The organism is Pseudomonas sp. m6p (assembly GCF_055760375.1).
Map to the genome: position 1 here is coordinate 5,627,492 of NZ_CM147084.1, position 15,185 is coordinate 5,642,676.

Annotated in this window: 14 protein-coding genes; 3 read left to right on the top strand and 11 right to left on the bottom strand. The window is 58.9% G+C overall.

What is annotated here, in order from left to right; all coding sequences use genetic code 11:
• Nucleotides 1-3: 3 nt before the first annotated feature.
• Together recG and ACYZUM_RS25785 are read left to right on the top strand one after the other, a co-directional pair.
• The gene (gene recG / locus ACYZUM_RS25780; protein WP_108184208.1) at nucleotides 4-2,079 is read left to right on the top strand and encodes an ATP-dependent DNA helicase RecG; all 2,076 of its coding nucleotides are present in this window, start codon (nucleotides 4-6) and stop codon (nucleotides 2,077-2,079) included.
• Nucleotides 2,080-2,158: 79 nt separating this feature from the next.
• Nucleotides 2,159-3,559, top strand: coding sequence for an aminoacyl-tRNA deacylase and HDOD domain-containing protein (locus ACYZUM_RS25785; RefSeq protein ID WP_095137709.1), 1,401 nt, complete (start codon nucleotides 2,159-2,161; stop codon nucleotides 3,557-3,559).
• 264 nt (nucleotides 3,560-3,823) lie between these two features.
• Here ACYZUM_RS25785 and ACYZUM_RS25790 read toward each other — a convergent pair whose 3' ends face one another.
• Nucleotides 3,824-4,207 (bottom strand): helicase, encoded by a 384-nt coding sequence (locus ACYZUM_RS25790; RefSeq protein ID WP_003229522.1) that lies wholly within the window; start codon nucleotides 4,205-4,207, stop codon nucleotides 3,824-3,826.
• Nucleotides 4,208-4,729: 522 nt separating this feature from the next.
• Here ACYZUM_RS25790 and ACYZUM_RS25795 point away from each other — a divergent pair.
• Nucleotides 4,730-5,101 (top strand): DUF6124 family protein, encoded by a 372-nt coding sequence (locus tag ACYZUM_RS25795; protein ID WP_108184209.1) that lies wholly within the window; start codon nucleotides 4,730-4,732, stop codon nucleotides 5,099-5,101.
• A 63-nt stretch (nucleotides 5,102-5,164) separates the two neighbouring features.
• Here ACYZUM_RS25795 and ACYZUM_RS25800 read toward each other — a convergent pair whose 3' ends face one another.
• From ACYZUM_RS25800 to ACYZUM_RS25845, 10 genes are all read right to left on the bottom strand, one after another.
• On the bottom strand, nucleotides 5,165-6,253 hold the full coding sequence (locus tag ACYZUM_RS25800; RefSeq protein WP_262949068.1) for a hypothetical protein: 1,089 nt from the start codon (nucleotides 6,251-6,253) through the stop codon (nucleotides 5,165-5,167).
• A 28-nt stretch (nucleotides 6,254-6,281) separates the two neighbouring features.
• Nucleotides 6,282-7,247, bottom strand: a complete 966-nt coding sequence (locus ACYZUM_RS25805) for a hypothetical protein (RefSeq protein WP_440828795.1) — start codon at nucleotides 7,245-7,247, stop codon at nucleotides 6,282-6,284.
• Between the two features lie 88 nt (nucleotides 7,248-7,335).
• A complete protein-coding gene (locus tag ACYZUM_RS25810) occupies nucleotides 7,336-8,091 on the bottom strand; it encodes a lysozyme inhibitor LprI family protein (protein ID WP_108184212.1) in 756 nt (251 codons plus the stop codon).
• A 2-nt stretch (nucleotides 8,092-8,093) separates the two neighbouring features.
• The gene (locus tag ACYZUM_RS25815) at nucleotides 8,094-9,002 is read right to left on the bottom strand and encodes a tetratricopeptide repeat protein (protein WP_262949070.1); all 909 of its coding nucleotides are present in this window, start codon (nucleotides 9,000-9,002) and stop codon (nucleotides 8,094-8,096) included.
• Nucleotides 8,932-9,477, bottom strand: a complete 546-nt coding sequence (locus tag ACYZUM_RS25820) for a hypothetical protein (RefSeq protein ID WP_108184214.1) — start codon at nucleotides 9,475-9,477, stop codon at nucleotides 8,932-8,934. Before ACYZUM_RS25820 ends, ACYZUM_RS25815 begins: the two co-directional genes overlap by 71 nt.
• Before the next feature lie 4 nt (nucleotides 9,478-9,481).
• Nucleotides 9,482-9,937 (bottom strand): hypothetical protein, encoded by a 456-nt coding sequence (locus ACYZUM_RS25825; RefSeq protein WP_108184448.1) that lies wholly within the window; start codon nucleotides 9,935-9,937, stop codon nucleotides 9,482-9,484.
• 87 nt (nucleotides 9,938-10,024) lie between these two features.
• The gene (locus tag ACYZUM_RS25830; RefSeq protein WP_003229535.1) at nucleotides 10,025-10,534 is read right to left on the bottom strand and encodes a hypothetical protein; all 510 of its coding nucleotides are present in this window, start codon (nucleotides 10,532-10,534) and stop codon (nucleotides 10,025-10,027) included.
• Nucleotides 10,531-12,981, bottom strand: coding sequence for an alpha/beta fold hydrolase (locus ACYZUM_RS25835; protein ID WP_108184215.1), 2,451 nt, complete (start codon nucleotides 12,979-12,981; stop codon nucleotides 10,531-10,533). Before ACYZUM_RS25835 ends, ACYZUM_RS25830 begins: the two co-directional genes overlap by 4 nt.
• Nucleotides 12,982-12,990: 9 nt before the next feature.
• Nucleotides 12,991-14,385: a TIGR01777 family oxidoreductase gene (locus ACYZUM_RS25840; RefSeq protein WP_108184216.1), complete on the bottom strand. Its 1,395-nt coding sequence runs from the start codon at nucleotides 14,383-14,385 to the stop codon at nucleotides 12,991-12,993.
• A 315-nt stretch (nucleotides 14,386-14,700) separates the two neighbouring features.
• The gene (locus tag ACYZUM_RS25845) at nucleotides 14,701-15,162 is read right to left on the bottom strand and encodes an XAC2610-related protein (RefSeq protein ID WP_041071688.1); all 462 of its coding nucleotides are present in this window, start codon (nucleotides 15,160-15,162) and stop codon (nucleotides 14,701-14,703) included.
• Nucleotides 15,163-15,185 lie beyond the last annotated feature (23 nt).

Consider the following 15,185-nt stretch of genomic DNA (forward strand, 5'->3'; position numbering starts at 1 on the left):
GTCATGACCGAGCTGTCGCAAGTGTCGGTGACGGCACTCAAGGGTGTCGGCGAAGCCATGGCCGAGAAACTGGCCAAGGTCGGCCTGGAGAATCTCCAGGACGTGCTGTTTCACCTGCCGCTGCGTTATCAGGATCGCACCCGCGTGGTGCCGATCGGCCACTTGCGCCCGGGCCAGGACGCGGTGGTCGAAGGCACCGTCAGCGGTGCCGACGTGGTCATGGGCCGGCGCCGCAGCCTCGTCGTGCGCATGCAGGACGGCACTGGCGGGCTGAGTCTGCGCTTCTACCATTTCAGCAACGCGCAGAAAGAAGGCCTCAAGCGCGGCACACGGATTCGCTGCTACGGCGAAGTACGGCCCGGCGCTTCGGGGCTGGAAATCTACCACCCGGAATACCGCGCCATCACCGGTGACGAACCGCCGCCCGTGGATGAAACCCTGACCCCGGTCTACCCGCTCACCGAAGGCCTGACCCAACAGCGCCTGCGCCAGTTGTGCATGCAGACCCTGACCCTGCTCAAGCCGAACACCCTGCCCGACTGGCTGCCGACCGAACTGGCCCGCGACTACCAACTGGCGCCGCTGGCCGATGCGATACGCTACCTGCACAACCCGCCCGCCGACGCCGATGTCGATGAGCTCGCCCTCGGTCATCACTGGGCGCAGCATCGGCTGGCTTTCGAAGAACTGCTGACCCATCAACTGTCGCAGCAGCGTCTGCGCGAAAGCCTGCGTTCGTTACGCGCGCCAGCGATGCCAAAGGCTACGAAGCTGCCGGCGAAATACCTGGCCAACCTCGGCTTTAATCCGACCGGCGCGCAACAACGCGTGGGCAACGAAATCGCCTACGACCTCAGCCAGCACGAACCGATGCTGCGACTGATTCAGGGCGATGTTGGCGCGGGCAAAACCGTGGTCGCCGCCCTCGCGGCACTGCAAGCGCTGGAGGCCGGTTATCAGGTCGCACTGATGGCGCCGACCGAGATCCTCGCCGAGCAACACTTCATCACCTTCAAGCGCTGGCTCGAACCGCTGGGCATCGACGTCGCGTGGCTGGCCGGCAAGCTCAAGGGCAAGAACCGCGCCAGCGCACTGGAACAGATCGCCAGCGGCACGCCGATGGTGGTCGGCACCCACGCGCTGTTCCAGGACGAAGTGCAGTTCAAGAACCTCGCGTTGGTGATCATCGACGAACAACACCGCTTCGGCGTGCAGCAACGCTTGGCATTGCGGCAGAAAGGCGTCGGCGGGCGCATGTGCCCGCACCAACTGATCATGACCGCCACGCCGATTCCACGCACCCTAGCGATGAGCGCCTACGCCGACCTCGACACCTCGATCCTCGACGAACTGCCGCCCGGTCGCACCCCGGTCAACACCGTGCTGGTCACCGACACCCGCCGCGTCGAAGTCATCGAACGGGTGCGCAGCGCCTGCGCCGAAGGGCGTCAGGCCTATTGGGTGTGCACGCTGATCGAAGAGTCGGAAGAGCTGACCTGTCAGGCCGCCGAAACCACGTTCGAAGACCTCACCGCCGCCCTCGGTGAGCTCAAGGTTGGGCTGATCCATGGGCGCATGAAACCAGCGGAAAAAGCGGCAGTCATGGCTGAATTCAAGGCCGGCAATCTGCAACTGCTGGTTGCCACCACCGTGATCGAAGTCGGCGTCGACGTGCCCAACGCCAGCCTGATGATCATCGAAAACCCCGAGCGTCTCGGCCTCGCGCAACTGCACCAGTTGCGCGGTCGCGTCGGCCGGGGCAGCGCGGTCAGCCATTGCGTGCTGCTCTACCATCCGCCGCTGTCACAGATCGGCCGCCAGCGCCTGGGCATCATGCGCGAGACCAACGACGGTTTCGTCATCGCTGAAAAAGACCTCGAACTGCGCGGCCCCGGCGAAATGCTCGGCACCCGTCAGACCGGCCTGCTGCAATTCAAAGTCGCCGACCTGATGCGCGACGCCGACTTGCTGCCCGCCGTGCGCGATGCCGCGCAAGCGCTGCTGGAACGCTGGCCAACCCACGTCAGCCCATTGCTCGACCGCTGGCTGCGTCATGGGCAGCAATACGGCCAAGTGTGAGCACCGTCGCAGTTTGTGAAGGATCGTTCCGACAGAGCTGGTTATACTCCTGCCATTGTTTCAAAAACGGATACAGACCATGACTGACGCAGCTCTCGCCCCCGAACTTCCGCACGCGCCGTCTGTAATTCGGCTACTGCTCGGCAAGCTGGGTATCGCCTACGAAGAAGTGCTCGACCACCACGGCCTCAATGCTTCGCGCAAGGTACAAGCCGTGTTGCTGGACGATGCCGTCGGCGCGCTGATGGTGCTGTTTCCGCAGAGCCAGTTGCTCGACCTCAACCGCCTCGCCGAACTGACGGGCCGGCGCCTGACCGCCGTGTCCACCGAGCGCCTGGAAAAGATGCTCGGCAAACACAGCCTGAGCCTGCTGCCGGGCCTGCCGGCGCTGACCAGTTCGCCGTGCCTCTACGAAGAAAGCCTGCTGCGCGAGCCGAAGCTGCTGATCAACTCCGGCGAGCCGGGCCTGCTGCTGGAAATCACCAGCGAAGCCTTCAAGAGCATGCTGACCAAGGCCAGCGCCGCCAACTTCGGCGAAGCCCTGAGCAGCATCCGCCCGAACCTCGACCGCCCGGACGATGACCGCGAGGAAATCACCCAGGCCGTGCAGGCGTTCACCGCACGCCGGATTCAGCAGCGTCTGGAAGCGACCATCGAGATTCCACCGCTGGCCGAGACGGCGCAAAAAATCATCAAACTGCGCGTCGACCCCAACGCCACCATCGACGACATCACCGGCGTGGTCGAAACCGACCCGGCGCTGGCTGCACAAGTGGTGAGCTGGGCGGCGTCGCCGTACTACGCTTCGCCGGGCAAGATCCGTTCGGTGGAAGACGCGATCGTTCGCGTGCTGGGCTTCGATCTGGTGATCAACCTCGCGCTGGGCCTGGCCCTCGGCAAGACCCTGAGCCTGCCCAAAGACCACCCGCAACACACCACGCCGTACTGGCAGCAATCGATCTACACCGCCGCCGTTATCGAGGGCCTGACCCGCGCCATGCCGCGCGCCCAGCGTCCGGAAGCCGGCCTGACCTATCTGGCCGGTCTGCTGCACAACTTCGGCTACCTGCTGCTGGCCCACGTGTTCCCGCCGCACTTCTCGCTGATCTGCCGCCACCTGGAGGTCAACCCGCACCTGTGCCACAGCTACATCGAGCAGCACCTGCTGGGCATCAGCCGCGAACAGATCGGCTCGTGGCTGATGCGCTATTGGGACATGCCCGATGAACTGGCCACCGCCCTGCGCTTCCAGCACGACCCAAGCTACGACGGCGCCTACGCCGAATACCCGAACCTCGTCTGCCTGGCCGTGCGCCTGCTGCGCAGCCGCGGCATCGGCTCCGGCCCCGACGAAGACATCCCCGACGCCCTGCTCGAACGCGTCGGCCTGACCCGCGACAAAGCCAACGACGTGGTCAGCAAAGTGCTTGAGGCTGAAGTCCTGCTGCGTGAGCTAGCTTCGCAATTCAGCCAGGCTTGAAAACTTCGCGAGCAAGCTCGCTCCCACAAGGTTTCGGTGACCTCCTGTGGGAGCGAGCTTGCTCGCGAAGAATCCACCCCAATCTACCTGCCTGACACAAAACCTGTGGTGAGGGGATTTATCCCCGACCGACTGCGTAGCAGTCGCAAACCCAGCCAACAGGATGTGTCAGTTATATCGAGGTCTCAGGTTTTGGGGCCGCTGCGCAGCCCATCGGGGATAAATCCCCTCACCACAACAGCCCATCCACTCAAGCCCGTCTACTCAAGCCTTCGGCTTGGCCTTCCTCGGCTTCAAATACTTCATCAACCCCTGAAACCACATCACCAGCGCCGGATTACCTTTCAGCTGAATCGACTTGTCCTGAATCCCCTGCATAAACGCCAACTGCTTGTTCTTCGCCTGCATCGTGGCAAAGGCATAACCCGCATCCTTGAACGCAATCGCAAACGCCGGCTCCGCCACCACCCCAGATTTGCTGGTAACGCGCTGATTCTTCACCACGAAATGCCGCGCCACTTTCCCGTCCAGCGTCTGCAACTGAAACACCAGATCCTTGTCACCCAACTGCTGCTGGAACGCAGGATTTGTCCGGCTGGCCTTACCCATCAACAAACCCATCATCCACAGAAGAAAACGAAATTTCATGCGCACAGCCTCAAAAGGAAAGTGAACGGCCGGGGCAGTGTAAGGGATTCGAACGATAACGCCACTATCCGCCGCTATTGGAAGATGATGCAACCCATTTCCCGCACGATGACCGCCAAGTCACGCTTCTGCACCCCACTTCCTACACCTGTTGAAACACATCCCTGTAGGAGCTGCCGAAGGCTGCGATCTTCTGATCTTCCAGCCTGCAAACCTATGGGAAATTTCCTGCAAAGCGCCGCGATACCTATGAACTAGGCTGGTTGGCAGTTCGTCGATAGCCTCTGTGTGTCGCCGCCAAATCGGTGACTCGGACGTGCAAGTCCGGTTCAGGTGCACATTCGTTGATGGCATTTCGCCGAGCGTTTTCCTATGCTCGCGGATCGTTATGGCGGCTGTGCGTCGGAGACCTTCGGGTCTGCCGGCCACCTGGACCGGTCTTGCACACCAACGCACAGCTGCCACCTCTTTCGAAGTGCAAAGCGAATAGGTGTCGGCCTCACAACTCCAGGAAGCTGCACCATGATCAAACCAACACCCAATCCCCCCGAAACCCCAGACATATCGCCCTACGAATCGCTGGAATCCAAGAAATTCCACGAAGCCGCCGAACGCGCCCTCGACCACCACTTCAAACCGCGTACCGAATCCCAACCCAAACGCGAAACCGGCCTCTTCAGCCTCGCCCCCGGCACCGACGCCGAAGCCCTCATGGCCAACGCCTCCGAAGACCTCCTGTCCATCAGCGCCATTGCCTGCGACCTCGCCGACGACCTCCACGGCTCCCGCCGCTCGGTAGCACTGGCCCTGAGCAGAATGGCGGATGGGGTGCGATTGATGGTGGAAGGGACGCTCGACCACATTGAAGTGGGGAACGTGGCGGCCAAGTCGTAGTGGGATTTGCGGATGAAAAAAAGGGGACGTTAAGTCCCCTTTCATGAGCTTCGGCATTAGCGACTAGCGAAAGTCTTGTGCGCTTTTTGGTCGTGACTCCAACCCTTGGAGCGCCGCTCGGTTTATGAAGGAATAACTTCCTGCGCCGCATCGCTGCCTGAATACAACTTCTTCCTCTTTGAGCACCGTCAGATAACTCACGAATGCCTGGTTAACGAGGTAGGTATACGTACCGAGCTTGAACTTGATGATGTTCAGGCTCGCGCTTCCTTCCGTCGCATTCACAACGAAAAACTTGCCCCTAGGCGGCACAGCATTCTTCGGGTAAACCATCTCGATGTTCCCCGGCACACCATATCGATACTGAACAGAACCAACCGTGGGTTTGCTGTTCCCCCGCGCGCAAACAGAAACCGTCTTGCCGCCATCTAATGGGCAACTGAAGTAAATATCTTCGTCATCCGAACACAACGTTACTTCTTCCCCCCACCTCAATGGCGCCGTCCCATGCGAAACGCGCTCCGGTGTTTTCTCGACATCGGCACAGTTGGACAGACAAACCAGTTTCGAAAGATCCGGAACATCGCTTTCAGCGAACAGGAAAGTCGCTGAACCATCGCGTTTGCGGGCGTGATAAACGGGAACACTGACAGCCAGCCCCTTGGCTGACACCGGCACCTTGGTATCCTCGCCCGAGACGAACCAGCCTTCGACCTCCCCGCATAACGCCTCCAAAGCGACTTCACTGAACGAGTCATTCGTTGGCACGGCGAACGGCTTGGCATCACCTCGGCAGTCATAGCCATGCCAGTAGGGCCCAGTGTTCATATCAATGTCGATAGAGAAAACATAAGCGCCGTCGAGCACCACTTTGCCGCTGTCGTAGGCGAAAACCAGCCAACGACGCGACTTCGCCTGGGAGTAGTTTTCTTCCTGAAGGATGTACCGCTCGCCATCTCGATAAAGCCAGAAGTCACTCATCGCCCCTGCCGGCTCCGCCGTCTCGGATAGGCGCTGCCCGGAATGTACGTCCACCAGAAAATTGTCCTTCAGCGCCAGCGCGCAGTCGCTGCCAACGTCCCTGCACGACGTGAGTGACGGGAACATCGGCCCCGCCACCGCAGAGAAAGAACACAGCAATAACGTGATCAAGCCTAATCTTTTCAACTTGCCACCTGTTTCAAAGCGAGTAATCCATCACTTCTTCCAGCCGCCAGCATTGCCCACGAACAAACCGATACTCGAAGACATAATCGGTATCCGGTTTCTGCAGGATCGCAACGGCGTGATCACCTTGCTCTTCCTTGACGGTCAACGTCAGGCCCTGAGCCTCTCGCTTCGCTACATCCGGGATGATCGGGAACTTGAGCTGATCGCCGCTGAGGCTGCTTTTTTGCATCTCGGGCTCGGGATCACTGGCCACAGTCGTGACCATTTTCAGCGGCTGCTGGACGAAGGCTTTCTGCACGTCCGCGCGTTCAGAGAAGGCTGAGAGGAAGGTTGAAAAGTTGGGTGAGGGGCACGCAACACCGGTCACGTCATCGTCGGTCTTTAAAGCTTTCTGGCGGATCTCCTTTTGCAGTTTCGAATCGGCAATGATCTTTGCATCAAGGTCTGCCAGACGCTTTTTGATACTCGCTGCATCCTTGTAGGCACACACGACATCGACACCATGTTCAAGGTCTCGGCCGTCGCGACAGTTCTGCAATTCGGGGTCTGGTGGATCACCGCGGAAAAACCGCAAAGACAACTGCTCCCCCTGCTTGATGAGCGGCAATTCCAGCGTCCAATAGGTGTAGCCTTCAAAGTTACCGTATGACTCTTTTAGCTTCGTGAGCACGTACAGGGATTTCCCCGCTCGCTCAGGAAATTTGCGTTCAAAGAAAAACACTGACGCGATTTCATCTCCTATGAGCGGCGCCACAAAAGAGAGTTCTGGCTTCGTGGGACTCATCGTCGTGTAAAAAACCTCACCACCCGGAACGTAGGCGCCTGTCGTCTGACCCTTGAGCGTGTTCTTCAAGAACAACACGGTGATCTTCTGCTCGCCCACCGATGCCACCACCGGCGGATGCATTTGCTTGATGGTTTGCAGGTCATCAGCCGTTGCCGGTTGCGCTGTGAAACCGATGATCGATACGAGCATGCACACACAACTTGAGACCCTGGTCACTTTCATTACTTCCTTGTTGATCGACAAATTGATCAATCTTCAAAAACCAGCGCGAGTGGCCTCACGATGATTCAGGTGCGCCGCATTTCAGCTCTCTGATCTGCTCGTTCTGAATCGGAATCACGCAGGCAAGGCGCTTTTCGCCGGTAGGACGTAGATCTGTCAGGCTAAGCGTCACGTGCAAACCGTCGTCCGCAAATACGTGATCTTCAAACCCGGCATAGCTATAACCCGACCTGAACGACTTACCGTCAAAACTGCAAAAGCGCTTGGACGCCAACACCCTCCAATTACCCTCTGGCGCAAGGATTTGCACATCGAGGCACGGACTACCAAACGTGGTGACGTAACGAGCAACAACATCACCAAAGCGTTGAGAAGCAGAGTTGGAAACCTTGGCGACATCGACCACTTCACTCGTATCATCCGGTGCGACGGCGTCCAGATAAGCGGCTCGCTCCAGACTCATTCTGGCGATGCAGTTATTGGTCAGCGTGGTGTATGCCTTGGATCCGGTTTCAGTCTCTATGGCTTCTAGAGGGCATGTGGTGTCGCGCAACTTGATCCACGCACGTTGCGAGTCTCTGGCCATGGCCATGTATGTCTTCGCTTGTTCAGGCTGACGCTTCCATTGAGACTCGAATCGAGTCATCAATAGTTTGTAGCTGGCATTGAGTTTTGCATCGGCACTCTTGCGGTCGGCTTCCACGCATTGGTCGTATTGCCAGCTCACCGTGATGACTTTGCAGTTGTCCTCAGCGAGCGCGATTGAAGCGGACAGCAGGCCTAAGGACAACGCGATAAAGCGCACAAACATGTTCAATGTTTCATTCCCTGAATTGCGGATCGCTCAACTACGCGTCGAGGTATTTTCTGCGCCTTGCCGTCGGCGCTCATCGCGTCGCGGTACTGGCTGTAATAGCGCTGCGCTTCATCTTTGCGATCAAGGCGCCAGAGTGAATCGGCGATGTTCAACATCAGTACTGTGCGTTTACCGACGGCCTCAACGCCGCGATACAACTTCAGCGCCAGTGCATCGTTGCCGCCCTCGGCTAAATAGAAGCCAAGATCATTAAGACCCTGAACATTTCGAGCCGGTGGATGGCAAGCCATGTACGAATCCGCCCCCATGACCAAGCTCCATTCGATCTCGCTGGCTCGATATTGCGCAGATTCAATGTTCGAGAGGGTTTTCAGTAGTGCCTGTGGGGAAGGTGTCTCCATTTCAGGTTTGAGTACTTCACCCTCGTCGGTAGTCCAGCTATTGCCCACCCATTTGCCAGCGCAGAACTGATCATCACGCTGAAGCAGCACACAACCGGTCTCCATCGAAATCACATCGCAGTGACTTCGTGACTGGAAGCTGTCTTCACCACTCCCGTCTGACAACATTCCATACATCGTTTGGTTCACGAGTAAGGTCTTCTTGTCAGGGCTAAGCCATCGAGGAAGGACTTCGACCCCAATATCGGTTCCGTAGAGCGGGAATGTTTTTCCATTCGCGGTAAAGGTCGCGCTCGCCGCTTCCACTGAGTGTTCGGGCCATACTTTTGCTTTCAAATGCAATGTCAGTGTGTGCCCGTCGACTCCAGTGATTCGCACTTCTTCTGCCGTAGCCCCATTCGCCAGCAACAGACCCGCGAGCAATAGTGCGGATCTAAGGCTGCCCATACTCGATCCTTTTAGCCGCAGGGCTTGTTTGCTGTAACTGTCTTTCAGTGATGCCATAAGCCTCTATGAGCCCTTCCCAGGACCCCTTCGAACCAAACGACCGATAACTATTGCTGTAGCTGTAATGCTCCAACCTTCCAGCGGTGGAGTAATACCCGCGCCACTCCGGGCAGGATCCACACCCGCCATAACCGCCGATGAACACCAGGCCGCCCTTGCTTCCTTTTACACAATCCATCTCCACTGCCACGTTACTCAGCATCTTCGTCTTCTTACCGTCAGACGTGAGCTGTGAAACCTTGTCGATATTGCGCCGCAACACTTTGCCGCCAATGTTGATCGTCTGATCGGAGCAGACCGGTATGAGGTGGGTTTCTGCGTCATCCACCGTTACGGATCGGCAGGACGACACCATCACCACTTCAACACCGCCACATTGCATGACATCGCGCTGGGTGTAGGCGCCCTTGGGAGCGGCGAAAGCTGGAAACGAGAGCAACAGCGAAAGGCTGCTCGCAAGAAGACGGTTCATCGACTCACTCCTCATCGATCGACGGTGATTCCACGTCGGTCATGCCAAGCAGCCGGAACTCATTGTTCACGAATTCGTAGTACCGATCCCGGTTACGGTTTTCCAGGCGATTTCCCTGGGCGTCTTCTTCGCCATCGAGCGTGACGCCGGAAATGATGATCAAGCGACTATCGGGCAAATACGTCGTGTCGAAAGTGCTGCCGTCATAGGCATTCGGAAGACCGCCAACGACATCACCGGTCTGGGCGTCCAGCACTTCGCCACAAATGGCCCCGCCGCCACAGCCGAACCTGTACAGGATGTAATGGCCGGCGAAGTTGACCTTGCCTTGCAGGGCCTTCGCCCGGGTGCTGTCCATGACCGAGTTGCTTTGTTCCTGCTGCACCGGTTCATGGTTGGGGCCGCTGAAAACGGGGGTGACGGCGTAATCCTTGAAGTCGGGATCGGCGGCGAATGCCATGGAAGTGGCAGCTGATAGCAAGCTGCCGAGAACAATCGAAAATCCTTTCAAGTACTAACTCCATAACAGCAGTGGGAAACCGTTGGCTTACTCGGACTGACCTTCATAACGCTGTGTCTGCGGGTTGAATTGCCACAGATGTGGCCGGGTCATGCCCTCTTCGCCCTTGTAGCGAATCCGCCCTCGCTTGTCCCTAATGTAGGAGTAGATCTCGATGTCCTTGAATTCACCGCCACCTTTAGGCGGACCGTCCAGAACTTTGACCCCGGCGAAGTAATCGCCACCCGAATACTTCAAGTAACCACGGCACTGGATCAGGAAGGCGAATGTGCTGTCCATCGAAGAACCAATGCCTACGCGGGAATTGAAGATGAAGTCTTCGATACCATCGCCGTTTAGGTCGCCACGGAAGACTACGTGGCCTGGCTCGATAGAGAATTCTTTTCCATCGAGACTGGAAAGTATGTCTTCCTGATCTCCGCTGCTCTCCGGCCATTGAGATAAGAAATATTTAGAGTCAGTTTCCTGATTGCAGACACCTGCCGCCATAACGGCTATCGGCAACCAGCTCATGAATAACACCAGCAGTCGTTTCACTTCACATCCTTCGAATTCATCAATTCCAGTTCACCATCCCGATACAACACTTCGCACCCGATCCACGCCAGATCCACCTGCGGCATCACCGCCGAGGGCTTGCGCAGTTCCCGCAACAACGTCGAACCATGCGACAGCCGCCCGCCCATCCGCGCAATCACCGCCCGCGCGGTTTGGTAGTGCGCATGCCGCCCCGGATCTAGGGTGTCTTCCAACAAGATGTCCACGCCGAGAATGCCTTGCACTTGCCCCGGATAAATCATGAAACCGGTGGCCTGCTCCGCACCTTCGCGACCGTCCTGCCAGAAGCTGCCATCGCGGGTGCGCACGTCGGGATGCGGCGCGAACCAATGCTCGCGATCCGCCATGGGCATGGCGTGGTGCAGACGGAAGAAGATGCGCATCAGATTGTCGCGATACCACTCGCGTACTTGCAGGTAGTAACCGCGCAGGCCCGGCAGGCCGGTCGAATGCGCGAGGCGGATCAGCCCGGACCATTGCGGGAATGGCTGTAGCGGCAGTTCGCTCGACGCGGGTCGCGGGGTAGCCGGATCGGTTTCCCACGGCAGTCGATGAGGACTGTTTTCCAGATTGTCGTACGCGGTCGGCGGGCGGCCCAGCCAATCACCACCGCTGCTGGCCAGTGCAGTGGCAATGCACAAATTGCCTTGCACTACGAACACGTAGAACCGGGTGAACCAGTCTGCTAATTGCTGGCCATTGGCACTTTGGGCGACCAATTCGGCCAGCTCCCGATCGAAGCGCTGCAAGCCGTTTTCAAGGTTCAGCAAATGGCCGCGAGCCTTGCGTTGCATACGCAAAAACAGCGGCAACGAACGCAGCATCTTCAGCGGTCGCCACGGCAGATGCGGCGTCGCACCACCAACTTCACCGGCGTAGTTATCGGCGCTGATGCCCCAGTCGGCCAACCGGGCAAGAAACAGGTCATTGTTGATGTAGGACGCGCCGCCGAACACAGCAGTGAACGGCTCGTTGTCCTGCAACACTCGCGCATCCCAGCGCGCCATGATCGCCGGGATACTCACCGCCGCGCGGCGCTGGGCGTACTCCACCAGCACGCTCGGTTGCGGTGGCAGGATCTCGGCGATGTTCGCGGCGGTCAGGTGCCGGCGCCAGCCGTAGTCGCTGATCGGCCGGTATTGCAGCAGCCAGAGTTGCGAGCCGTCCCAGGCCCATTCGACGTCGCCGGGCACGTAGTGGAACACGCGCAACACGTCTTGCAGGAAGCGCCAGAGCAGGTCTTCGGTCAAGCCGTGGGACGGCGTGAACGTGCCACTGCGCCACGCATCGCCGAGTCGCGAAAGCGTTGCTTGTGAGGGGCTGACTTGACCGTCGGCCAGCGATTCGAGATGACCTTCAACCCATTCCAGTTCTACCGAGAGATGGCGCACGAATGCGATCCCGGAAACCACCGGCGTGATGAAGCGTTGCACCACCACTTCCTCGACGCCTTCGGCCGTGAGTTCGGCGATGCGTTTCGGCACATTGGCGGGCGGCTCGCGCAGATAGGTTGTGCTCAAACCGGCATTCGCCGAATCGGCCTGATCCTCGCCATAACTGGAGGAGCGCACCGCCCAAGTCACGTCGGGTTGGGCAGCGAGAAATGTTGGCAGACGCGGATCATTGCAATCGTTGAGCGTCAGCGCCGCCGGCACCGCTTGCCGCGCCAGTTCAGCCAGGCGCAAACGCCCGCCCTTGGTGTGCGCAACAAACCCGCGCTCGCCCGACTCCAGCCATTGCGCGAACTGCATGGGCGCGTCGATCCATGGGTAATGGCCCCAACCGGGTTTCAGGCTGATGGTCAGGTCTGCGCGCGCAAGAATCGCCGACCATGCGGCGGCTTGTTCGATGCCGAGCACCTTGTCCTGATCGCCCCAGACCAGCTCGACCGGATCGGTGATCCACTCCAGCAGCGGCAGCGCGGTGTCGGCACGGATCAGATCCCAGTGCGGCACAAACGCACGGCAACGCGCATAACCGGCGCCCATGCGCTGGTACTGCGCGGGCGTCCAGGTCTGGTTGGAGAACTTGCGCGCGAACAGCGTCGGTTTGTTCGAGAGCAACCAGTGAATGGTCCTGCGAATCGGCAGCGGCGACATAAGTGCAGGCAACCGCCGCTGCCACAGAAACGCACCGACTGGCGCCAACAAAACGCTGCGGGAGAAGTGTCCGGGCCGACGTTGTAACGCATGCAACACCAGCAACGCATTGACCCCTACTGCCATGACCGCGCTGCCCTTCTGCGTCATCGCCAGCAAAGTCTGCGCGTAGTCCGCCAGATCCTCGCAAGGTGGCTGCGGATTGGCGCCGAAGCCCGGCAACTCCAGCGGAACCACGTCGTATCGCTGGAAGTGCGGCAGCGCGTCATCCCACCAATCCGCGGCGCTGCCGTTGCCGGCCAACAGGTACATCAAGGGCTTGCCCATGAGCGATCCTCAGGTCAGATCGCGCAGAGCGGCGTCGAGGGTTGGATAACGGAATGTGTAACCAGCCTCGGTCAAACGCTGCGGCACCACGCGCTGGCCGTCGAAGAACAACTGCGCCATTTCCCCTGCCATTGCACGCACTGGCGCGGCGGGAATATGGAACCACACCGGACGCTTGAGGACCTTGCCGGCCTGCTCGGCGAACGCTGCCTGACTGACCGTTTCCGGCGCCACCATGTTGTAGGTGCCACGCAGACTGTCGTCATTGAAAGCCCTTGCGATCACCTGAAGCACATCATCGCGATGCACCCAACTCATGATCTGCCGACCATCGCCCATGCGCCCGCCGAAGCCCAAGCGGAACGGCAGCAGCAACGGCGTCAACGCGCCGCCCGGGCCGAAGACCACGCCGAGGCGTAGCACCACCTGACGCACGCCAAACTCAGTGGCCGGTTGCGCGGCGGCTTCCCAACGCGCGCATAGTTCGGCCATGAAACCGTCGCCCTTGCTGGCGTGTTCATCGAGGCTTTCGCTGGCATCGCGCACGCCGTAGAAGCCGATGGCCGAGGCTTGAATCCATAGTGCTGGTTTGTGCTCGGTGTTCTGCAACCAAGTCATCAGCGCTTCGGTGGTGCCGACTCGACTGGCGAGCAGTTGCGCCTGACGTTTGGGAGTCCAGCGTGGGCCGGCGACAGGGGCGCCGGCGAGATTGATCACTACGTCAAAGGCTTCGTAGTGGCTGAGTTCGCTGAACGAATGCACACAGCGAGCGCGGCCGTTGAACAGATTGGCCGCGCTCAACGGATCGCGCGTCAGTACGCTGACCGAGTGGCCCGCGTCGAGTAATTGATTGACCAAGGCTTCACCGATAAACCCGGTGCCGCCAGTGATCAGCACACGATTGAAAGCGCCGCCGGCAAACGGGTTGGATTGGCTCGGAGTCTTTACTGAAGGAGATTTTCGGCGGTCATGTCGATACAGCCAGAATAACGGCGGCACCAACACCAGCAATGCAAAACCATCTAGCCATAGATGCGACCAAACCTGTTGTTGCGCTGAGAGCCACATGTCCTGAGGCGCCCATAACAGGATGCCCGCGATCAACCAGCCCCAAACTGCCGGGGCTTTCAAGCGATTGCCCAAGTGCACCAGCGCGAGCATGTACAGCGAATAACTTTGCAGCGTCGCGCCGAACAGCGCGAGCCACCAGACTTGTTGTTCGCGGCCGGCCGCAGGCACCGCATCGGCGCCCCAGAATGCGAGTTCGAGGGTGTGCAAATAGCCGTCGAGTAATCCGGAGTGACCGGCCCAAGTCAGGGTGAGGCCGGCGAGAATGTGCACGATTGCGGCGGCGTATAGCCAGAGTACTAACGCGGGGCGAAGGGAGATCGAGGGGGCTGGCATTCCGTGTCCTGAGCGCATTCCTTGGGGGTGGGGAGTTTAAAGGAAAATCGCAGTCGTCAGATGCTCAAGCATTAAACGTTTTAGCGTGAGGGATTCAGGCTCAACGCGTGCGAAAGCGCATCAAACATGCCCCAAAACTCAGATGCAGCGACTAGCCTTGATCGGCGCGGTGCCTGACGATCCCAATCGCCCCACTTGAAGAGGCCCAACTGATTACCTTTGTCAGCCGCCATTTGATAACAGTCTAACGCCCGAGACATATCCTTCGTTCTAAGCTCGCCACAAACCGTTTCACTGTGTTCTTCCTTGAGTCATTCAGGCTTTGCGTTTGGAGAACCGGGTGACGCATTGCTTGGTTATGTTCATTTCCCAGTAGGTGCTGAGCAACACTTTACGCTTTTTGTCGACGCGCAAATTAACGAATCCATCGCCGCAATCCGGCTGCAATTCTTCGAAGGTGCCGATTCTGGCTTGGTAAATGAACACCCGGTAGTAGTCGTAAGTACCCATGCCGTCATCAAGCTGCCAGATCGCGAAATCCTGAGCGCCGTCGAAATTGAAATCGTCGAACTGCATGTGGAGTTCGTTTACGGCTTCAAAATCGACCGTCCGCGACTCGTTATGCGTTTCGCCTTTAACCGCGACGTTCAGCGTGGAGCCTTTGAGAACCAGCGTTGTTTCAACGCCTTGGGTTGGGCTGAACGTAGCGGTTTCGGCTAGCGACGGGATCGTCCACAGCAGGCCCAGCAGTGATAACGCTAAAGTTTTGAAATGCATGTACTCGCAGAACAGATCCATTA

Bases quoted from the DNA above. Each gene is read 5' to 3' on its own strand.
- ACYZUM_RS25795 (WP_108184209.1), top strand. From the start codon at position 4,730: ATGATCAAACCAACACCCAATCCCCCCGAAACCCCAGACATATCGCCC.
- ACYZUM_RS25785 (WP_095137709.1), top strand. From the start codon at position 2,159: ATGACTGACGCAGCTCTCGCCCCCGAACTTCCGCACGCGCCGTCTGTA.
- ACYZUM_RS25805 (WP_440828795.1), bottom strand. From the start codon at position 7,247: ATGCTCGTATCGATCATCGGTTTCACAGCGCAACCGGCAACGGCTGAT.
- ACYZUM_RS25825 (WP_108184448.1), bottom strand. From the start codon at position 9,937: ATGGCATTCGCCGCCGATCCCGACTTCAAGGATTACGCCGTCACCCCC.
- ACYZUM_RS25845 (WP_041071688.1), bottom strand. From the start codon at position 15,162: ATGCATTTCAAAACTTTAGCGTTATCACTGCTGGGCCTGCTGTGGACG.
- ACYZUM_RS25815 (WP_262949070.1), bottom strand. From the start codon at position 9,002: ATGGCATCACTGAAAGACAGTTACAGCAAACAAGCCCTGCGGCTAAAA.
- ACYZUM_RS25840 (WP_108184216.1), bottom strand. From the start codon at position 14,385: ATGCCAGCCCCCTCGATCTCCCTTCGCCCCGCGTTAGTACTCTGGCTA.
- ACYZUM_RS25810 (WP_108184212.1), bottom strand. From the start codon at position 8,091: ATGTTTGTGCGCTTTATCGCGTTGTCCTTAGGCCTGCTGTCCGCTTCA.
- ACYZUM_RS25820 (WP_108184214.1), bottom strand. From the start codon at position 9,477: ATGAACCGTCTTCTTGCGAGCAGCCTTTCGCTGTTGCTCTCGTTTCCA.
- ACYZUM_RS25790 (WP_003229522.1), bottom strand. From the start codon at position 4,207: ATGAAATTTCGTTTTCTTCTGTGGATGATGGGTTTGTTGATGGGTAAG.
- ACYZUM_RS25835 (WP_108184215.1), bottom strand. From the start codon at position 12,981: ATGGGCAAGCCCTTGATGTACCTGTTGGCCGGCAACGGCAGCGCCGCG.
- recG (WP_108184208.1), top strand. From the start codon at position 4: ATGACCGAGCTGTCGCAAGTGTCGGTGACGGCACTCAAGGGTGTCGGC.